At 59.0% G+C, this 19769-nt stretch carries 21 protein-coding genes; 9 read left to right on the plus strand and 12 right to left on the minus strand.

The genetic code is table 11. The annotated features are described in order from the left end of the window. Window positions 1–47: 47 nt before the first annotated feature. Window positions 48–845: a DUF2971 domain-containing protein gene (locus HQN82_RS06550; RefSeq protein WP_173614685.1), complete on the plus strand. Its 798-nt coding sequence runs from the start codon at window positions 48–50 to the stop codon at window positions 843–845. Here the strand turns inward: HQN82_RS06550 and HQN82_RS06555 are convergent. After that, a protein-coding gene (locus HQN82_RS06555) for an IS3 family transposase (RefSeq protein WP_144115371.1) occupies window positions 758–1857 on the minus strand; the annotation gives its coding sequence in 2 pieces (ribosomal slippage) (window positions 758–1605 and window positions 1605–1857; 1101 coding nt in all). The genes HQN82_RS06550 and HQN82_RS06555 overlap by 88 nt on opposite strands. Window positions 1858–2244: 387 nt before the next feature. Continuing rightward, window positions 2245–3570 (minus strand): Nramp family divalent metal transporter, encoded by a 1326-nt coding sequence (locus HQN82_RS06560; RefSeq protein WP_162699380.1) that lies wholly within the window; start codon window positions 3568–3570, stop codon window positions 2245–2247. Between the two features lie 262 nt (window positions 3571–3832). On the opposite strand from HQN82_RS06560, the gene HQN82_RS06565 reads away from it, so the two are divergent. Then, the gene (locus HQN82_RS06565) at window positions 3833–4198 is read left to right on the plus strand and encodes a VOC family protein (protein ID WP_112554506.1); all 366 of its coding nucleotides are present in this window, start codon (window positions 3833–3835) and stop codon (window positions 4196–4198) included. Window positions 4199–4324: 126 nt separating this feature from the next. Next, on the plus strand, window positions 4325–4546 hold the full coding sequence (locus tag HQN82_RS06570) for a hypothetical protein (protein WP_112766380.1): 222 nt from the start codon (window positions 4325–4327) through the stop codon (window positions 4544–4546). Between the two features lie 16 nt (window positions 4547–4562). Here the strand turns inward: HQN82_RS06570 and HQN82_RS06575 are convergent, their stop codons facing one another. Beyond that, on the minus strand, window positions 4563–6296 hold the full coding sequence (locus tag HQN82_RS06575) for an ABC transporter ATP-binding protein (protein WP_107327925.1): 1734 nt from the start codon (window positions 6294–6296) through the stop codon (window positions 4563–4565). 229 nt (window positions 6297–6525) lie between these two features. Between HQN82_RS06575 and HQN82_RS06580 the strand changes: the two genes are divergently transcribed. Then, window positions 6526–7758 carry an AI-2E family transporter gene (locus HQN82_RS06580; protein WP_006698841.1) on the plus strand — a complete coding sequence of 411 codons (1233 nt, stop codon included), beginning with the start codon at window positions 6526–6528 and terminating at the stop codon, window positions 7756–7758. A gap of 363 nt (window positions 7759–8121) precedes the next feature. Here HQN82_RS06580 and HQN82_RS06585 read toward each other — a convergent pair whose 3' ends face one another. After that, window positions 8122–8577: a GNAT family N-acetyltransferase gene (locus tag HQN82_RS06585; protein ID WP_022556287.1), complete on the minus strand. Its 456-nt coding sequence runs from the start codon at window positions 8575–8577 to the stop codon at window positions 8122–8124. 107 nt (window positions 8578–8684) lie between these two features. Here HQN82_RS06585 and HQN82_RS06590 point away from each other — a divergent pair, with 107 nt between their 5' ends. Beyond that, window positions 8685–9104: a hypothetical protein gene (locus HQN82_RS06590; RefSeq protein ID WP_004442223.1), complete on the plus strand. Its 420-nt coding sequence runs from the start codon at window positions 8685–8687 to the stop codon at window positions 9102–9104. Window positions 9105–9311: 207 nt separating this feature from the next. On the opposite strand, the gene HQN82_RS06595 is transcribed toward HQN82_RS06590, so the two are convergent. The 3 genes from HQN82_RS06595 to HQN82_RS06605 all read right to left on the minus strand — a co-directional run bounded on the left by HQN82_RS06595 (window position 9312) and on the right by HQN82_RS06605 (window position 11770). Next, the gene (locus tag HQN82_RS06595) at window positions 9312–10466 is read right to left on the minus strand and encodes a DUF2336 domain-containing protein (protein ID WP_037093663.1); all 1155 of its coding nucleotides are present in this window, start codon (window positions 10464–10466) and stop codon (window positions 9312–9314) included. A 111-nt stretch (window positions 10467–10577) separates the two neighbouring features. Next, entirely contained in the window at window positions 10578–11189 is a 612-nt protein-coding gene (locus HQN82_RS06600; protein WP_004442227.1) for a flavin reductase family protein, read from the minus strand. Next, window positions 11189–11770 carry a nitroreductase family protein gene (locus HQN82_RS06605; protein WP_112766379.1) on the minus strand — a complete coding sequence of 194 codons (582 nt, stop codon included), beginning with the start codon at window positions 11768–11770 and terminating at the stop codon, window positions 11189–11191. The genes HQN82_RS06600 and HQN82_RS06605 overlap by 1 nt, the downstream gene beginning before the upstream one ends. 110 nt (window positions 11771–11880) lie before the next feature. Here HQN82_RS06605 and HQN82_RS06610 point away from each other — a divergent pair, with 110 nt between their 5' ends. Then, the gene (locus HQN82_RS06610) at window positions 11881–12861 is read left to right on the plus strand and encodes a hypothetical protein (protein ID WP_077986312.1); all 981 of its coding nucleotides are present in this window, start codon (window positions 11881–11883) and stop codon (window positions 12859–12861) included. Between the two features lie 214 nt (window positions 12862–13075). Here the strand turns inward: HQN82_RS06610 and thrS are convergent, their stop codons facing one another. From thrS to HQN82_RS06630, 4 genes are all read right to left on the minus strand, one after another. Then, window positions 13076–15079: a threonine--tRNA ligase gene (thrS, locus tag HQN82_RS06615; RefSeq protein ID WP_173614686.1), complete on the minus strand. Its 2004-nt coding sequence runs from the start codon at window positions 15077–15079 to the stop codon at window positions 13076–13078. A 125-nt stretch (window positions 15080–15204) separates the two neighbouring features. Further along, on the minus strand, window positions 15205–15729 hold the full coding sequence (locus HQN82_RS06620; RefSeq protein ID WP_173614687.1) for a DUF1697 domain-containing protein: 525 nt from the start codon (window positions 15727–15729) through the stop codon (window positions 15205–15207). Continuing rightward, a complete protein-coding gene (gene yidD, locus HQN82_RS06625; RefSeq protein WP_173614688.1) occupies window positions 15726–16085 on the minus strand; it encodes a membrane protein insertion efficiency factor YidD in 360 nt (119 codons plus the stop codon). The genes HQN82_RS06620 and yidD overlap by 4 nt, the downstream gene beginning before the upstream one ends. 3 nt (window positions 16086–16088) lie before the next feature. Continuing rightward, window positions 16089–16535: an iron-sulfur cluster assembly scaffold protein gene (locus HQN82_RS06630; RefSeq protein ID WP_035210771.1), complete on the minus strand. Its 447-nt coding sequence runs from the start codon at window positions 16533–16535 to the stop codon at window positions 16089–16091. A gap of 281 nt (window positions 16536–16816) precedes the next feature. On the opposite strand from HQN82_RS06630, the gene folE reads away from it, so the two are divergent. From folE to HQN82_RS06645, 3 genes are all read left to right on the plus strand, one after another. Beyond that, on the plus strand, window positions 16817–17443 hold the full coding sequence (gene folE / locus HQN82_RS06635) for a GTP cyclohydrolase I FolE (protein ID WP_003495569.1): 627 nt from the start codon (window positions 16817–16819) through the stop codon (window positions 17441–17443). A gap of 127 nt (window positions 17444–17570) precedes the next feature. Then, window positions 17571–18023 carry a phosphoribosyl-AMP cyclohydrolase gene (gene hisI, locus HQN82_RS06640; RefSeq protein ID WP_173614689.1) on the plus strand — a complete coding sequence of 151 codons (453 nt, stop codon included), beginning with the start codon at window positions 17571–17573 and terminating at the stop codon, window positions 18021–18023. A 94-nt stretch (window positions 18024–18117) separates the two neighbouring features. Next, window positions 18118–19050, plus strand: coding sequence for a patatin-like phospholipase family protein (locus HQN82_RS06645; protein ID WP_004442259.1), 933 nt, complete (start codon window positions 18118–18120; stop codon window positions 19048–19050). Window positions 19051–19194: 144 nt separating this feature from the next. On the opposite strand, the gene HQN82_RS06650 is transcribed toward HQN82_RS06645, so the two are convergent. Continuing rightward, window positions 19195–19629, minus strand: coding sequence for a CBS domain-containing protein (locus HQN82_RS06650; RefSeq protein WP_006698832.1), 435 nt, complete (start codon window positions 19627–19629; stop codon window positions 19195–19197). Between the last annotated feature and the right edge of the window lie 140 nt (window positions 19630–19769).

The following is a 19769-nucleotide window of genomic DNA, read 5'->3' on the forward strand; positions in this document are numbered from 1 at the left end:
CACCCGCCCTTAAGGCGGGTGAATTCGTAATAGGAACAAAGTAGGATATGGCATACTTAGAGTACATTCCAACAAAAACAATGTATCACTACACTCCAGAGAGCGGCCTTAAGGGAATTATAAGCTCTCACGAGTTGTGGCTTTCGGATCTCCAAGCCTCCAATGACCCAAGAGATATCCAAATGGGTTTGGACACTCTTCAACGTGTGACTTATGAAATAGGCCAAAAAGAATATACTAGTGAAAATGCGAGGGCTCTCGCACAGATGACCTCAAAGATGACGGCGTATTTCAAAGACGCACGTTGTTATACCGCTTGTTTCACTCCTAACGGAGACGACATCAACATGTGGAGAGAATATGGGGGCACCGGTGACGGATACGCGATAGGCTTTCGGCCCAGAGCTATAACCGACATGCATGGACGGATTTATAAGGTCCGTTATGTCGACGAAGCCAGCGAAGAGTACCTATACAACCTCATTTCTGAGGTCGTTAAGCCAATTGAAATCTATGGAGAGAGTATTTTTCGTGATGTTGAAAAAGAGATCGAGATTGGCACGGCTCTGATTTCCATCGTTAATTCCCTAAAACACCTGACTTGGGAGTACGAAGGGGAAATTCGGCTTACCTACGCTTCGGGAAACAACCCCCCACCAAATAATATCCCGATATCCGTTTCTTTGAACGGCCGCGAGGAACTGAAGTGCTCCCCGATTTTGGGCCAACGGGAGCTGGAATTTTCCGGGGTTATGGCTCATGTCGGCGGTGATGCCGATGAGCCGCTCATGAGCGAAATCGGCACTTTGTTGCCGATCGCGCTGTGTGGCCGGAACTCATTATAGTCTCTACGCCAATCCTCCATCTTTGCCCGCGCGTCGTCAAGGCTCATGAACCAGTGAGCGTTCAGGCACTCGGCGCGGAACTTGCCATTAAAACTCTCGATGTAGCTGTTGTCGGTCGGTTTGCCTGGCCGCGAGAAGTCAAGCACGACACCTTTGTGATAGGCCCAGAGGTCAAGGTCTCGGGAGATGAATTCGCTGCCATTATCCACACGTATGGTCGCCGGATATCCGATCTGTCGGCAGACCCGCTCCAATGTCTGAACGACATCCTCGCCTTTGTAGCTAAAGCGAGCATCCACCACTGGCGAGAAGCGAGAGAAGGTATCAACAACCGTCAGAACCCTGATCTTGCGACCAGTGGCCAGTTGGTCATGAACGAAATCCATCGCCCAGACATGGTTGGAATGGCTAGGCTCCGTGCGGTCAGCCCGCAGCTTCGCCTTGACCCGGCGCTTGGGAACCTTGTTGCGGAGCTGGAGGTCCATCTCCTTGTAAAGACGATAGATTCGCTTCGGGTTCACAGACCAGCCTTCACGCTTGATAAGGATATGCACACGCCTGTAGCCGTAGCGTATCCGCGTCTGGCAGATGTCCTTGATCTTCAGCTTTAACTCGGCCTGCTCGCCACGCCTGGACTTGTAGACATAGAGCGACCGGTCGACTTTCAACACCGAGCATGCACGCCGGATCGAAACCTTCCAGTCCGCCTTGATCGTGTCGACAAGCTTGCGCTTGCGGGCAGGCCTCAAAGCTTTTTTGAAAGCACATCCTGCAGCATGGCCTTGTCCAGCGACAGGTCGGCAACAATCCGCTTCAGCTTGGCATTCTCCTCCTCAAGCTGTCGTAGCCGCTTCATCTCCGAGGGCATCAAGCCCGCGTATTTTTTGCGCCAATTGTAAAACGTCGCGTCCGAAATTCCCGCCTTGCGGCAGACCTCGCCGATGGGCGTTCCATCCTCTGCCTGCTTCAAAACAAACGCGATCTGCGCTTCCGAAAACTTCGAGGCCTTCATCGAATTCTCCTCTTCTTCCCACAAGGAATCATAAGTGGAAAATTCCAGTTCTAAATGGCCTAATTCATTGGGGGCACGTCAGAACCATGGGTGCCGTATAAAACAAGGAACTCGAACGACGGCGAGGTAAAATACCATGCCTTGCCGTTTGGCAAGTTTATTGGTGAGCAAAACGATCATCGAGAAGCGATAAAGGAAATAGTAATCGGGCCTAAAGCAACCCTGAGCGAAGGCGACATCCGTAAACTTCTCTTGGCGAATGGTTTTTCGGGCGTCGATATTCGAAGATCGGCTTGCGCTTTTCGTTAAGTCGAGTTTCTGGCCATGGCCGCAATAGCGCTCATCGAAACGGCCGCCGCGCTCCGTAAAGGCGCGGCCTGACCCGCCTCACCCGATAAAATCCACCAGCAGCTTCACATTCAACGCCGCAATCACCACCGCGATCAGCCATGCGAAGCCTGAGAGCCAGAGCGGTGAGCGCAGCTCGCCCATCTTGGCCTTGTCACCGGTGAACATCACCAGCGGGAAGACGGCGAAGGAGAGTTGAAGGCTTAAGACCACCTGCGTCAGGATCAGCAGTTCGCCCGTGCCGCTATCGCCATAGAAGATGGTCACGCCCGCGGCGGGGATGATGGCGATGGCGCGGGTGATGAGGCGGCGCAGCCAGGGGGCGAGCCGCATCTTGAGAAAACCTTCCATCACGATCTGGCCGGCAAGCGTTGCCGTGACGGTGGAATTGATGCCGCAGCACAAAAGCGCCACGCCGAACAGCGTCGGCGCAATCGCAAGGCCGAGCAGCGGCGCCAGCAGATTATGCGCCTCGCCGAGTTCGGCGACATTAGTCTGCCCCGCCTTGTTGAAGGTCGCCGCCGCCAGAATGAGGATCGATGCGTTGATGAGAAGCGCGAACATCAGGGCGATGGTGGAATCGAGGGTCGCGAATTTCAGCGCCTCGCGCTTTTCGGCAATTGTCTCGCCGATTTCGCGGGTCTGCACGATGCCCGAATGCAGATAGAGATTATGCGGCATGACGGTCGCGCCGAGAATGCCGAGCGCCAGATAGAGCATGTCAGGATTGGTGACGATTTCGGTCGTCGGCGCAAAACCAAGGATCACTTGCCCCCAGTCAGGATCGGCGAGCGCTACCTGAATGGCGAAACACACGGCAATGACACCAAGCAGCGTGATGACCAGCGCCTCCACCCAGCGGAAACCGAGCCTCTGCAGATAAAGGATCAGGAACACATCGAGTGCGGTAATGAGAACACCGAGTTCGAGCGGAATGCCGAAGATGAGGTTGAGGCCGATGGCCGTGCCGATCACCTCGGCAATATCGGTGGCGATGATGGCGATCTCGGCGAGCAGCCACAGCAGCATGGCCACCGGCTTCGGATAGGCGTCACGGCAGGCCTGGGCGAGATCGCGGCCGGAGGCAATCGCAAGACGGGCGCAGAGCGATTGCAGCACGATCGCCATGATGTTCGAGACCAGCGCAACCGTCAGCAGCGTATAGCCGAACCTGGAGCCGCCGGCGAGCGACGTCGCCCAGTTTCCGGGATCCATATAACCGACGGCAACGAGATAGCCGGGGCCGAAAAACGCCATCGCCCGGCGAAACGTGCCGGCATTCGGCTTGACGCGGATCGAGCTGTGAACGTCGGACAACGAGAGATCGTCGCCGTTTCGCCGCCATCCAAAGACTGGCTTCTCCATACTATGCGCTTTCTGAACGGAAATATGATTAATGCAATTGCAAATCATTCGCATAAAGAGACGCAGGACGCAAGCTGACTTTTGACGCCGCGATGTGGCGCTTAGCCCTCTCCCGGCACTGGGACCGGTCACGCGGGTGCTGGACGATTGACAATGTGGTTACCTGACACCGCGCGCCATTGCCTCGCCATGTCAGCCGTCGCTAGAAAGATCGGTGCCATCAGAAATTTGAAAGTGCGTCAGTCCAGCTGAGGAGAAGCGTATGAATATTGTCGCCCATGTCGAAATCCCCGTGACCGATCTTGATCGGGCGATCCGCTTCTATCGCGCGGTTTTTAATGTGCCCTTTGCCGAAATCGTCGCGATCCACGATAGCAGAATGGCCTATTTCCCTTTTGACGAAAACAGCAATGGCGCCAGTGCCGCGCTTGCCGAAGGCCCGGCCTATGTACCGACGCGAGATGGAGCGATCGTCTATTTCAGCGTCGCTGATGTGGATGATGTTATTGCCAAAGCTCTTGCCGGTGGAAGCGAGCTCCTATTTCCCAAAACGGCGGTGAATGATGCGCTCTTCGTCGCGGAGATTTCCGACAGCGAGGGAAACCGGATCGCCATTCAATCCGCCTGATCGGCCTTCCCGAGACTAAATGACCGGACTCACGTCCTTGTCATCACCTGTTCGCCACCCACACGGAACGGTCGCGGTAGCGCTGGCGTTGACCTTTCACCGAAACGCTTAAACCTGGGGAAGTTCATGCGACAGCACCGGAATAACGACGTGGTGAACCATCCAAGCCGGTGGCCGAACTATATCATGGGGCACAGAAAGCCCCGCGAATGGCTGATGACGATCAGCGGTGTCCTGCTGCTCTTCGTCGTCGCGGCCGCCGTCGCCATGGGTTACCTCGTCAGCAGCCATCCCGGCAAGCCGGAAGCAAACCCCGGCATTGTCGAAGAACAGGCAGTAAAAGGCTAAGAGACGTGCGGGTCGGTTAGCTGAGGCCAGCAAGATGACCGCTGAACTGCGCCTCGTGCAGACGGCTGTAATGGCCCTTGGCAGCCAGGAGTTCGGCATGAGCGCCGGTTTCGGCGATGCCGCTCTGGTCAACGACCACGATGCGCGAGGCATCGCGGATCGTCGCCAGCCGGTGGGCGATGACGAGGGTGGTGCGGCCTTTGGCAAGCTCGGTCAGCGATTGCTGGATGGCCCGCTCGGTTTCCGTGTCGAGCGCCGAGGTGGCCTCATCGAGAATGAGGATCGGCGGATTTTTCAGGAACATGCGGGCAATCGCAAGACGCTGCTTCTGTCCGCCGGACAGCTTTACGCCGCGTTCGCCAATGACGGTGTCGAGCCCGAGCGGCATGGCCTCAATGACGCCGTCCAGCCGCGCGCGCCTAGCGGCATCCATGATCTCCGCATCCGAAGCGCCAAGCCGTCCATATTCGATGTTCTCACGGATCGTGCCGCCGAACAGGAAGACATCCTGCTGCACGATGCCGATCTGATTGCGCAGCGAGGCGAGCTTCATTTTGCGGATATCCACGCCGTCAATGGTGATTGCACCGCTGGTCACATCGTAAAAGCGCGGCAGCAGTGAGCAGAGCGTCGTCTTGCCCGCACCGGAAGGGCCGACGAAGGCCACGGTCTCGCCGGCACTGATCTTCAGGTCGATATTGCTGAGAACCTGCTTGCCCTCGGCATAACCGAAGCCCACATGGCGGTATTCGATATCGCCGCGCAGCAGCGGCGCTTCCACCGCATCGGGCGCATCGACAATATCGGGCGCGGTGTCGAGAAGCTCGGTGAACCGGCGGAAACCGGCAATGCCCTTGGGATAGGTCTCGATGACCGAATTGATTTTTTCCACCGGGCGGAAAAACACGCCGACCAGCAGCAGGAAGCCGACGAAGCCACCTTCTGTCAGGTCGCCATTCAGAACGAACCAGGCGCCGCAGATCATCACGATCATCTGTGTCAGCCGCATGCTCATGTAGCTCAGCGAGGTGCTGGCCGCCATGATCTTGTAGGCGTCAAGCTTGGTGCGGCGGTATTTCTGGTTGTCTTTTTCGAACAGCGCCCTCTCGTGATCCTCATTGGCAAAGGCCTGCACCACTCGCATGCCGCCGACATTTTCCTCGATACGGGCGTTGAAATCCCCCACACGGCCGTATAGCGCGCGAAAATTCTGCGTCATGCGGCCGCCATACCGGCTGGTGACCCAGGCAGTGACGGGCACGACGGCGGCGGTGATGAGCGCCAGCGGCACATTGACCGACAGCATCAGCAGGAACGCGCCGATAAAGGTCATGATGGCGATGAACAGGTCTTCGGGCCCATGGTGGGCCACCTCGCCGATCTCTTCCAGATCCTTGGTCAGCCGCCCGACCAGATGGCCGGTCTTCTGGTTGTCGAAATACCGGAAGGAAAGCTTTTGCAGATGATCGAAGGCCAGACGGCGCATGTCGGTTTCGATATTGATCCCAAGCATGTGTCCCCAGTAGGTGACAGTCGCCATCAATCCGGTATTCAGTACATAGATGAGGAGCAGCCCGACGGAGGCGGCCAGGATGATAGCCCATTCACCGCCCGGCAGCAGCACGTCGACAAAGGCCTTCACCGCCATCGGGAAGCCGAGTTCCAGTACGCCCGACAAGACAGCGCAGGAAAAATCGAGAATGAACAGACCGCGATAGGGGCGATAATAGGCGAAGAAGCGGCGGAGCATGGCGTGACCTGGAGATCGGGCGCGGCAACCTTACGCCGCAAGAAAAACGGAGTTCAATTGTCATATTTCAATGCGCGCGCCAAGACCGATGTTCTATTTTTACCAAAATCGTTCAATAGGTTCAGCAATAAACACACAACGGTAATGTGATCCGATTATATTGCACTTATATGTATCGGTGTGACAGAGTGAATGCACCCTTCGGGGAGAATGCGAGAAAGAGCCTGCCGTGAGTAAGAATGACAGCCGTAAGCAGAGTGGCGAACCGAGATGGCTTGGTCCGGCCAGCCCGACGCGGATCGCCCTGATCCCGCCCATTTCGGCTGCGCGCTGGCTGCTCGTTCTCGTTGCCCTGGCCGGCATCTACTTCTTCCACGGCTTCCTGGTTCCGGTTCTCGCCGCCCTCGTCATCGGTTTCGCCAGCTGGCCGGTCTATACACGGCTTCTTCGGCAGGTGGGCGGCAACACCACGCTCGGCGCCACCATCGCCATCATTCTCATCCTCGCCTTCCTTGTCGTCCCGATCTTCATCGCCGCTTCCTACACGGCCAGCGAAATCCGCGAATGGTTCGGCTGGGCAGTGCATGTCAACAAGACCGGCGCCCCCGTGCCGGACTGGATCGCCGCCCTTCCCGCCGTCGGCCCATGGCTTGGCGAACAATGGGTGAAATATATCGGCACGCCGGGCGCCATCGGTGAGGTGATCCAGCTCGTCAGCGGCGCCAATATCGGCAATATCTACAGGGCGATCCTCGCCGCCGGCAATGGCGCGTTCCATCTGGTGCTGACGTTGCTGTTCATGCTGATCGCGCTGTTCTTCGTCTATCGTAACGGGGCCGGTTTCACCCGTCAGGTCGATCTGGTCGGTGAGCGTATCCTGCCGACGCGGTGGGAACGCATTTCCCGCGTCGTGCCCGCCACCATCAGCTCCACGGTCACCGGCATGACGCTGATCGCCATCGGCGAAGGCATCATCCTCGGCATCGCCTACTGGATCGCCGGTGTCCCCTCGCCCGTCACGCTCGGCGTGCTGACAGGCGTCATGGCCCTCATTCCGGGCGGTGCGCCTCTGTCCTTCACGCTGGTGTCCATCTATCTGGTCGCCAGCGGCTCGCCCGCCCACGGGTTGGCCCTGTTTGTCTGGGGTTCGGTGGAACTCTTCATCGTTGACAAGACCATCCGCCCGAAACTCGTCGGCGGGCCCATCAAGCTGCCATTCCTGCCGACGTTTTTCGGCCTCGTCGGCGGCGTCAAGACCATGGGTTTCCTCGGCCTCTTCATCGGCCCGGTGCTGATGGCGCTTCTGGTTGCGATCTGGCGCGAATGGGTTCGTGAGGTCGAACTTTCCGCGGCCGCCGAAGCTCCGACACCGCCTCCTGCGCAGGGTGACGCCCTGGACGAGGTCGCCGTGCTCGAGGACAATAGCGAGGAAACGACGGCGTTTCGGAAGGCCGCTTTCTGATTGAGGCCTGCGCCGGACGCCGCAGCTCCGGTAACGACAGATATCCGCGAACCTCGCATCCGCCCATGCTCGGCCTCGTTGCGCATCCGCAACTATCGCTTCTCCGGTACGGGACCTGATCCTCGGCACGTTGCGATCATTCTTAGTTCTAAGTTTTCATTCAGGTCTGAAACGGATGGAGAGCGGGAAATGCACCATCGCCGTCATCCTCACGTCAGATAAATCACTCGGATGCAGATCCTCGTGACACACCGAGGATGACGTTGGGTGTTTGGCGCGATCCGTCGCTCGCGCTGCGTTTCATGTCGCGTGGATTCCTTCGTTTTGGACACCGCAAAGCGGCCGCGAACCTGTACCGCCGACTTAAAGCACCTTCTCCATGAAGAGGCTGAGCGGATCAGGCTTATAGGGCGCAAAAGCCTCGATCTCCACGAAACCCGCCTTGCGGTAAAGCCCTATCGCCTCCGGCTGGCTGATGCCGGTCTCGAGACGAATGGCAGAAAGGCCAAGCTCCTCACCACGCGCGATGAGCGTATCCATGATCAGCTTGCCGATGCGCAGACCCCGCGCCTCCGGATCGACGAACATGCGCTTGACCTCAGCCGTGCCATCGCCCGCTTCCACCAGCGCCCCGCAGCCGACCACGCGGCTACCCTGCCGCACCACGAAAAAAGAGACATTATCCTTCTCAAGCGCGCCGATATCGACCAGATGATTGCTTTCTGCGGGGTAAAGCGACGCCATATAGGCATTGGAAAGGTCGATGAGGCGCAGAACCGCGTCCTGACGGGGTGTCTCAAGCTTGATTTCGATGGCCAATGCGATGCCTGCCTTCTCTCAAAAAAATGCGTATTTCGTCGTAATGTCACTGCAATCGGGATAGATGAGCTTCTAGAGCATAATTCCCGACAGAGGCAACACACACCATGAAAACAGCCCTCGTTCTCATGACCTTTCTCGGTTGCGACGACAGCGCCACCGATTGCCATTACCTCGCCACCTCGCAACAGCGGTGGACGAGCATCGAACTGTGCGACGCTGTGTCGGAAAAGGAGCTGGAGCGTTTTGCGAACGCGTCCTATCCGGTGGTCGTGGCCGTGTGTCAGACACCGGGTGAACAGAGCCCGCAAACGGCCGGCACGCAGTCCGGCACTCCAGCACCGGCCGATGCCCAGCAGGCCACGGCGGAAGTGACGCCGAAAGAAGAGGAAAGTCTCACCAAACAGGCGATCGGCCGCGTCAGCCGCGTCCTTCCTTCCACCGAAGGCATAAAGCACTTCCTTGGAACGCCTGTGAGGATGGTCGAAAACAGCTATTCATGGATTGCCAAACGGTTCGATAAGTGATTGCGGGCAACCGATCTTCCCTCATTCCTGTGCTTGTCACAGGAATCCAGTCGACGCGCGTCTGCGCGGCGGAGAGAGTCCTTCCAGCCCAAGGATTTGGGCTGGTAGGACTCCTGTGACGAGCACAGGGATGAGGATGAGAGGATGCCCACTCCGGGAAAATTATGATACTCATGCGATTTGTATCAGCCGAAAATTAACCCGACCTCACGCCGCCTCCACCGCCAGCGCCTGCGCATAATATCTCGCCTTCTGCCGTTCTTCCGCAATGCTCAGCTTGCGCACCGCGTGCAACAGTTCGAACAGCGTTTCGGAACCGCTCACGTCACGGAAATGCGACAGCAGTTCGGCAGAGACGGAGGCGGCCGCCTCAGGAAGCTGCGAGCGGGCGGCACGGCGCCACATCAGCGTCGCTTCGCTGAAGACGTCAACGACGTCGCCCGACAGACCAATGGACTGGAACAGCGCCTTCAGCGCATGCGGCCGGCCCGTGGCCAGAATGGCGCGCACCTTGCGGTCATCAAGACCGGAGAGATTGACCATGGCCGCCGTGAAGAACTCAAGCCGGCCCGAACAGACGGCATGGATGAGCAATGCGGGCGTCAGCTCCAGCCTCTGGCGCAGATGCTCCACCAGTGCCGGCAGTTCCGGCGAGGAAACGCTCGATGCGATCAGGATGGTGGCGGAATCTTCCGCTTCGCGGAAAAGACTGTCGGCGCGGTTGCGCGTGATCAGCGCATGAACCAGCGCGGAATCCGCAAGTGCCTCGCTCACGCGTCCCACAAGCAGATGACGCGCATCGGCAGGCAAGGCCTCGCGGCGGAGCAGGAGATCACGGATATCGGCGTCGCAACCGTGACGTTCGGCGATGCGCCGGAGCGAAAACGGTGTGATGAAGGCTTCGTCATTTTCTAGCAGGATGGTGGTTTCGGGCAGGTCGCCAACTTCCGCAAGCGCGGCGCAGACCCCGCGCGGCAGGCCGGGCCTGGCGGCGATGAGCGCGCGGGTCAAGCTTTCACCACGCCCCGCCAGATCGACCAGATCGGCCTCGGCCAGAACCGGCGAACGGGCGATTACCGTGCAGGCGATTTCCGGCTGGTCTTCGGCAAGGGAAACGATAATGGCGCGCGGCGCATCATGGGCGTCCGCAAGCGCTTCGGCAAGCGCCAGCCGCACGCGCGGCGAAGGATCGTCGAGAAGATAGGTCATCGCCATATAGGCGGCATCGCGGTTTTCGCGCGCCATGCCGGAATGCAGATAGGCACGGCCGAGAGCATTGGCGGCATTCGCCCGCTCGGTCGATCCAGCCTTTTCAGACCAGCGAAGAAATGCCTGTACGATCACCTGAGCCTCGAAACACATTCATACAATGGATGGCGGCATCATCGCCGCCACCATGTATAAAACTCTAGGCGCAAATGGTTTACGTTTGGTTCACCATAAAAATTAACCCTCGGCGAAGAAGGCCTATATTTACGGCGCAGTAGAGGGGCGCTGCAGCTGGAATACATCGCTGCCGCCATCGCAGTAATCCATATAGCCCATGCGCGCCACGGGACGGGCAAGTCCCATGTCGATGCGCCCATCGTGAATGATCGTTTCATCGATGTGGATCGCCATGACCTGACCGATGACCATCCAGGAATCGGCTGGCTCGCCGTCAATGTCCCTGAGCTGCTGAATCTGGGTTACCCGGCATTCGAGAACCGCCAGTGCCTCACCCACAAAAGGCGCATCCACCACGCGGCCATCGACAGCGGTAAGACCGGCAAGGGCGAATTCATCGACATCATAAGCGACGGGTGCAGAAGACGCATTCATCCGGTCTACCAGATGGCGGCTGACGAGATTGGCGGTAAAGACGCCGGTCTCCTCGACATTGCGCAGACTGTCCTTCCTGCCGCTGGAGGAGAACATCACGAGCTTCGGCCGGTCCGAAATCGCGTTGAAGAAGGAATAGGGCGAGAGGTTGAGGGAACCTTCCCTGCCCTTCGAGCCGATCCAGCCGATCGGGCGCGGCGCGACGATGGCCTTGAACGGATCATGCGGCAGGCCGTGCTGGTTGGTGTCCGTGGTGTAGAACATCAGACTTCCCCAACCCAGGTGACGACATCGGCAAGCTCCGGCCGAGGCCGTTCCACCGGCGGGAATGTCGTCGAACCGACATGAATGAACCCCGCGACCTTCTCCGCCGCATCGACGTGGATTTCCGCGAGAAAGGCCGGATCGAAAGCGAGCCATTCCGTCAGCCAGTTCGCTGCGAAACCGCTGGCATTGGCTGCGAAGATGAGATTGAGGCACACCGCGCCGGCCGACATGATCTGTTCCCACTCCGGAATCTTGAAATGCGGCTTTGCAGTGCTGATGACGGCAATGACGACGGGTGCGCGGGTGAAACGGGTGCGCTCGGCTTCCTGCTGCTGCAGGTCGAGGTCCGGGTTCTTTTCGAGTGCGATCCGAAGCGCCGTTTCACCGAGACGGACGCGCTCCTCGCCGCGGAAAACCACGAAACGCCACGGCGCAAGCTTACCATGGTCAGGCACGCGCACGGCGAGCCGCAGGATATCTTCAATTTCCGCCTTCGCGGGTCCCGGCTCGGCAAGTTGCAGGGCCGGCGTGGAACGGCGAACCCTGAGGTAATCGAGGAGCTTGATATCACTTGTCATGATCAATAATCTTCCATTCTGCTGTCATCGCAAAAACATGGGCCTTGAAATAGCCACGGCATTGGTTTTGAAGTGATCCGGGAAAATCAAGAAGTCAATCGGTATCGAAAATGTCGGCAATCAAAATCGCGGCGCGTCTGAGCATTGCATGTGCCGCGCTTGGCCTGTTATCGCAAGCTGCTTTTTCGCAGGACGCCTTCAAGGACTTCAAGCAACTCGGCGGCACGCCTAAAATGCCGAAACTCAATGCTTTCACCGCTCCCTCCGCCCCCAACGCGCCGACTAGCACCGCCCGCGACATAGTCATGGAAGCCAAGCTGACCGGCGAAGGCGAAGCGGTGAAGGAAGGCCTGTCCTGGCGCGTATTCAGCCCCATCCCCGGCACCGACGGTAAATTGCCGATGCTGGCAAGCTCAGAGGGCGGCTCGGCGGAATTCCATCTGGTGCCGGGCGAATATTTCGTCAACGTCGCTTTCGGCCGCGCAGGTGTCACCAAGAAGCTCAACGTGCCTGCCTCCGGCAGCGTCCAGAAACAGGTGCTGATTCTCGATGCCGGTGGTTTCGTGCTGAACGCCGTTGCAGGGTCCGACAAGCAGATTTCCGCCAACCAGCTGAAATTCTCTATCTATTCCTCCGACGCCCGTCCCGATGGCGAACGCGGGCTGGTTATGGAAGACATTAAACCGAACACCATCGTGCGCCTCAATGCCGGCACATATCACGTCGTTTCCCAATACGGTAACGCCAACGCCTCCGTGCGCGCCGATATCCAGGTGGAAGCCGGCAAGCTTACCGAAGCGACCCTTCAGCACCGGGCGGCACAGATCACCCTCAAGCTGGTATCCGAAGCGGGCGGCGAAGCCATTGCCGATACGGCCTGGTCGGTGCTGAACGGCGGCGGTGACGTTGTCAATGAAAGCGTCAGCGCCTTTTCGACCATGGTGCTGGCCGAAGGCGAATATACCGCCATCGCCCGCAACAAGGACAAGGTCTACCAGCGCAACTTCAAGGTAACCGCCGGCCGGGATTCGGATGTGGAAGTGCTGATGAAGGATCAGGCGCCGGAAGAGATGTCCGGGGATTTCGAGTAGGCGTCACCCACATCCATCCGTCATGCCGGACTTGATCCGGTATCCAGCGACGACGCGTCTGCGTCGTGAAGAGAGTCTTTCGCGATCAACGACTTGATCGCGCTGGGCCCCGGATCTAGTCCGGGATGACGGAGGTGAATGCGTCGCCTTTGGCAGTGAAATTACCCGCACATCCCCACAAACAAAACGGCCCCCGAAGGGGCCGTAACTGTTATTAGGCAACCTGCTTCTTCGCCGCAAGCTTGCGCTTCACATCCGGCGGCGTCGCTTCGTCCACGAGGCTGGTGATTGCCTCCTCAAGCGACATCGATGTCTGGTTCTGCGAGCCGAGACGGCGGATGTTGACGGTGCGCTCTTCCGCTTCCTTGCGGCCGCAGACCATGATGACAGGAACCTTGGTCACCGAGTGCTCGCGGATCTTGTAGTTGATCTTTTCGTTGCGGAAGTCGGTCTCGACCGCCATGCCCGCTTCGCGCAGCGCTTCCGCAACCTCACGACCATAATCATCCGCATCAGAGGTGATCGTCGCGACCACGACCTGGAGCGGTGCGAACCATAGCGGCATGTGACCGGCGAAGTTCTCGATCAGGATACCCAGGAAGCGCTCCATCGAGCCGCATATGGCGCGATGGATCATCACCGGCTGCGTCTTTTCCGAGTTCTGGTCGATATAGAAGGCGCCGAAACGCTCAGGCAGGTTGAAGTCCACCTGCGTCGTGCCGCACTGCCATTCGCGGCCGATGGCGTCCTTCAGGGTATATTCGAACTTCGGTCCGTAGAAGGCACCCTCACCCGGCAGGATGCCGGTCTTGATGCGTCCCTCCGACTGTTCCTCGATGGTCTTCAGAACCTCCATCATCACGCTTTCGGCGCGATCCCACAGATCGTCGGAACCAACGCGCTTTTCCGGGCGCGTGGAGAGCTTGACGACAATTTCGCTGAAGCCGAAATCTTCGTAGACGGAAAGGATCAGATCGTTGATCCGCAGGCATTCCGCCGCCATCTGCTCTTCCGTGCAGAAGACATGCGCATCATCCTGCGTGAAGCCACGAACACGCATCAGGCCGTGCAAAGCGCCGGACGCTTCATAACGGTGCACATTGCCGAATTCAGCAAGACGAACCGGCATTTCGCGGTAAGACTTCAAGCCATGCTTGAAAATCTGCACGTGACCGGGGCAGTTCATCGGCTTGAGCGCAAAGACGCGCTGATCGGCTTCCTCGTCATCGGGATGGGTAAAGGCATGGGCGGATTTCACCGCGAACATGTTTTCCTGATACCAGCCCCAGTGACCGGAGGTTTCCCACAGCGACTTGTCGAGCACCTGCGGCGCGTTGACTTCCTGATAGGTGTTGGCGAGCCGCCGGCGCATATAGGCCGTCAGCGTCTGGAACATGCGCCAGCCCTTGCCGTGCCAGAACACGACGCCCGGACCTTCTTCCTGGAAATGGAACAGGTCCATTTCGCGGCCGAGACGGCGGTGGTCGCGTTTTTCGGCTTCGGCCAGAACGTGAAGGTAATTATCGAGTTCCTCCTGCGTCGCCCAGGCGGTGCCATAGATGCGTGACAGCATTGCATTGTTGCTGTCGCCGCGCCAATAGGCGCCGGCCACCTTCATCAGTTTGAAGGCAGTGCCGATCTGGCCGGTGGAAGCCATATGCGGGCCACGGCAAAGATCGAACCAGTCGCCCTGATAATAGATCTTCAGGTCCTGACCTTCCGGAATCGCATCGACCAGCTCGACCTTGTAATTCTCGCCCTTGGCGGCGAAGACTTCCTTGGCCTTTTCACGCGACCAGACTTCACGGGTAAACGGCTTGTTGCGCTGAATGATTTCCTTCATGCGCTTTTCGATCTTCGGCAGATCTTCCGGCGTGAAGGGCTCGTTCTTGGCGAAGTCGTAATAAAAGCCGTTCTCGATAACAGGGCCGATCGTCACCTGCGTGCCGGGCCACAGTTCCTGCACGGCCTCGGCCATGACGTGAGCGGCATCGTGGCGGATGAGCTCAAGTGCACGCTTGTCTTCGCGCGTGACGATCTCGATCTTGCCATCGGTGATGGTGTCGGACAAATCGCGCAGGGTGCCATCAAGCGTTATGGCGACGGCTTTCTTGGCGAGCGATTTGGAGATGGATTCGGCAACCTCGCGGCCGGTCGTGCCGGGGGCGTAGCTGCGGACGGAACCATCGGGAAATGTAAGGGAAACGGCTTCAGACATCGTTTAGTGCTCCTGTCCAGTCCCGCCAACGAATGCGGGTGGTGTTGGAATAATGATTTGCCCGCGACAGGCGGGCACGCAGGCTGATAAAGGCTTTTGCCATTGCAGTCAAAGGTGAAGGCCGCTCAGCGAAGCATTTCCGCGAGACCATTGACCGTGTTGGCGTTGCGGGTCGTGCCGATACCGAGCCTTCTTGTGGTCAGCGCAGACAGCAGCCTGCTCTCGCTCGGTTTGCCCTTGAAATCGATCCACAAGTCACCGCCGATTACGGCGATCGTCTCCTGTCGGCGGTACTTATCGAGAAATCCAAGGATACCTTCGCCAAGCGGTTCACGCATCACCCGCACGCAGACATCCGGCGGATTGCCCTTGGCGAAGGGATTGTCCGCCGCCAGCTTCAGCCAGTCGCCGCCGGAACGAACGAGAATATCGACATGTTTGCCGAAGCGATCTTCGAAGGCGCGCTCCAGCCTGTCCTCTATCTCGCGGACAGGTGCCGCTTCAGCGCGAAAAACAAGATTTCCGGTCGCGACAAGCGTCCTGCAGTCGGTAAATCCCAGCTCTTCCGCCATGGCCCTGAGATCGGCCATGATAAGCCGCTTGCCCACGCCGAGAACGATGCTGTGCAGCAGGGCCACATAGTCATTCATCGATGTCGGCTCCAGTAGCGCCACGGCATCCACCAGCGCCTGCTTCCATCAAGTACTTCCGGCACCGGATCCAGACCGCTTGTGCCGCCCGGTCCGCAGCGCGCCACACGAAATAGCGTCATCCAGCCGCCGGCCCAAAGCCCGTGGCGGGCAATCGCCTCGTAGCCATATTCCGAACAGGTGGGGATATGGCGGCAGGAGTTTCCGATGAAGCCGGAAAGCGTCAATTGATAAAGCCTGATAAAGCCGACACCGAAAAGCCGTCCTGGCGTCCTGGCAAAGCTGCCCGTCCAGTTACGTGATCGCCCGGCTTTCACCTCGGCCTGCTGGTGCCGGCAGCCCGGTTCGCCGCACATTGCCTAACCCGCGGCGTCGAGAGCCTGCCGCCCTTCGATCTGGTCGAGCGCATCGACCACGGCTTCGAAGGTCAGCATGGTGGAGGCGTGGCGGGCCTTGAAATCCCTGACCGGTGACAGAACGCGCATGTCCTCGAAACGGCCCGTCGGGCCATCGCCACCCTGTTTCAACATGGCAAGCATGTCTTCCCGCGCCTGCCGGACTTCGCCGCTGGAGGCCCCGACGATGTGGTGTGCCATGATGGAGGCGGAGGCCTGGCCGAGCGCACAGGCACGAACCTCGTGCGAAAACGCCGTTACGATACCGTCTTCGACTTTCAGATAGACCTTCAGCTTCGAACCGCACAGCCGGGAGTGTTTCTCGGCGCTGGCGTCAGCATCCTCAAGAACGCCGATGAGCGGGATATTCCCGGCAAAGTCCAGAATGCGATTATTGTAGATATCGTCCATCATTGGTGCCCGGCGCGCTCAAGAATGCCCAAAACAGGACAGGTCAAATTTTTCTAACACAGCGTTTGTCGCAGTGAAGCTTTCCTGCCCTTCATTCTCATTATATGCTAACGAGCTTTCTGGACATCAAGCCGTGATCAAATTAACGGCTCCGATACCGAAAAAACAGCATCGGCCTTGCCAAAATGCTATAAAACAACCAGATAGCAGCAACTGCGAACATGGGTTCGCGATGTAAAACGAATTCAGGTGCGGCCTTTACCCGCATCGGGAGAGACGGAATGGATGCGATCGTGAAGAATTTCCCCGGCGCTGGCGCAAAACCCGACGTGGCCGAAGCTCGCCCGAGCCAGGCCGAAGCGGAAGAAGCAGTGCGCGTTCTCTTGCGCTGGGCTGGAGAAAATCCCGCCCGCGAAGGACTTCTGGATACGCCGAAGCGCGTCGCCAAGGCCTACCGCGAGCTTTTTGCCGGTTACGAGCTGAATGTTCAGGACGTGCTCGGCACGACCTTCGAGGAAGTCGGCGGTTATGACGATGTGGTGCTGGTGCGCGACATTCCGTTCTTCTCCCATTGCGAACACCATATGGTGCCGATCGTCGGCAAGGCGCATGTCGCCTATCTTCCGGCCGGTCGCGTGCTTGGCCTGTCGAAGATCGCCCGCGTTGTCGAAATCTTCGGCCGCCGCCTGCAGACGCAGGAAAACATGACCGCGCAGATCGCAAGATCGATTGAGGAAACCCTGAAACCGCGCGGCGTGGCCGTCATGATCGATGCCGAACATATGTGCATGTCCATGCGCGGCGTCAACAAGCAGGGGTCGACCACCCTCACCACCTCCTTTACCGGCACGTTCAAGAACGACCCGGCCGAACAGGTGCGCTTCATGACTATGGTGCGGAACCGTTAAGCACCGGCCCGAAAGCCGTAATGCGGCTTTCGGAAAATCCGATGCGCAAGAAAATTCAGAGTGGCGGGCACTCGTCCGTTTCATCCGCCCCTCTCATCGTTCCGCCAGATGATTTTCCGAGGTTGCCATGTCCATTCCCTTTCCGTCCGCGCCCGCGGACAAGGAAGCGCTTGAAAACGCAGGTCTCTTTTCGCCGAAATTCGACGCCCACGGCCTCGTCACAGCCGTAGTCACCGACGCGCGCGATGGCGAACTGCTGATGGTCGCCCATATGAATGCACAGGCCCTGTCGCTGACGCTTGAGACCGGCATCGCCCACTATTACAGCCGTTCGCGCGACAAGATCTGGAAGAAGGGCGAAACGTCGGGCAACCTGCAGACCGTGAAGGAATTCCGCACCGATTGCGATCAGGACGCCGTGTGGCTGAAGGTCTCGGTCGCGGGCCACGATGCCACCTGCCACACCGGCCGCCGCTCCTGCTTCTACCGCACGGTCGAAATGGCTGATGGCCAGGCGGTGACGAAAATCACCGACGATACGCGCCATTTCGATCCGGCGACGACCTATTCAGGCACATAAACCGCCGCCTTCCATCGGCCGCACCAATTTGCTACCAATATAGCGGGTTCCGGGGCCAAGGGCGGAACCCGAAGAACTGGCAGGGAGTGCGGTCATGTTGGGATGGGGAAATCGTCAGAACCACCTTGCGGCGGGTAATACCGACGTCATCGGCAATGAACCGCCCGTTACACAGATCGTCGATAAACACCGGATAGCGCTCGCGCTTGGCGGTGGCGCAGCCCGCGGCTGGGCCCATATCGGTGTCCTGCGGGCCCTCGATGAAGCGGGCGTCAAGATCGGCATGATCGCCGGCACCTCAATCGGCGCACTGGTTGGCGGATGTTATCTCGCCGGCAAGCTCGATGAGCTTGAGGAATTCGCCCGTTCGCTGACGATGCGCCGCATTGCCGGCCTGCTGGATCTCACGATCGGCGGCGGCGGGCTCTTCGGCGGAATGCGGCTCACAAAACGCATGCAGGAGCATCTAGAAGGGCTGCGCGTCGAAAGCCTCGATCATCCCTTCATCGCCGTCGCGACGGAGTTGCGCACGGGTCATGAAGTCTGGATTCATCAGGGTGATCTCGTGACCGCCTTGCGTTCATCCTATGCGCTGCCCGGCATCTTCGAACCCGTGCAATGCAACGGCCGCACCCTCATCGATGGCGCCCTCGTCAATCCCGTGCCGGTTTCGGTCTGCCGGGCCTATGAGCAGGCGCTGGTCGTGGCGGTAAACCTCAATTACGATCTCTTCGGCCGCTCCGCCGTCGTCAAGCACGCCGCTGCACCTCCCGGCGGCGCACCGCACGACAGCGCGCCGCGCCCCGGCCTGCCGGGCGTCATGGTGCAGGCCTTCAACATCATCCAGGACAGGATATCGCGCTCGCGTCTTGCAGGTGATCCGCCCGATCTGATGCTTCATCCCCGCATCAACGATATCGGCCTGTCGGAATTCCATCGCGCCAGTGAAGCCATCGATAGGGGATATCAGGAAACGCGCGCGCGCATTCCGGAACTGGAGCGCATGCAGCAGGCGTTCCGGCGGTGAGGCGAGAAGCTCCCTCATTCCTGTGCCTGTCACGGGAATCCAGCCGATGCGCGTCTGCGTGGCGGTAGGAACTGCTTTCAGCCCAAGGACTTGGGCTGACTAGATTCCTGTGACGAGCACAGGAATGAGGGAGAGGACACTAACTCACCCGGCAATATAAGCCTTGATATGCTCCGCTTCGGCCTCGATTTCACCGATCCGCGCCTTCACCACGTCGCCGATGGAGATGATGCCGGCAAGGCGGCCATTCTCTTCGACCGGCACATGCCTGAAGCGCCCGCCCGTCATGATTTCCATCAGCTCATCGGTGGTGGAATCGTGGTGACAGCGGATGACATTTTTGGTCATGGCCACTGAAACGGATTGCTGGAGGGAAGCGGCACCCTGGCCCGCCACGGCCTTTACGAGATCGCGTTCCGTGAAGATGCCGAGAACGACACCATCGCCATCGGTCACGACGACGGAACCGATCTTATGCGCGTGCAGCGTGGCCGCCGCCTCACCGATGCTGACCTCAGGATTGACAGTCACGACGTCCCGGCCCTTGCGGTCGAGAAGATCCTTTACGAATGTTGGCATGCCTTCCTCCTCTTTGCAGCGATCCGCAGTGCCGCAGTCTCCCCCGGCGGTTGCAAATCATGAGGTATGGTGCGCTGAGGCCCGCGTGAATGCAATCCCGGATGGGACGCCCGAAAGCAAATTTGCGCCACGCCCGACAA

The sequence above is a fragment of the Agrobacterium pusense genome, assembly GCF_013285525.1.
Lineage (GTDB): Bacteria > Pseudomonadota > Alphaproteobacteria > Rhizobiales > Rhizobiaceae > Agrobacterium > Agrobacterium pusense.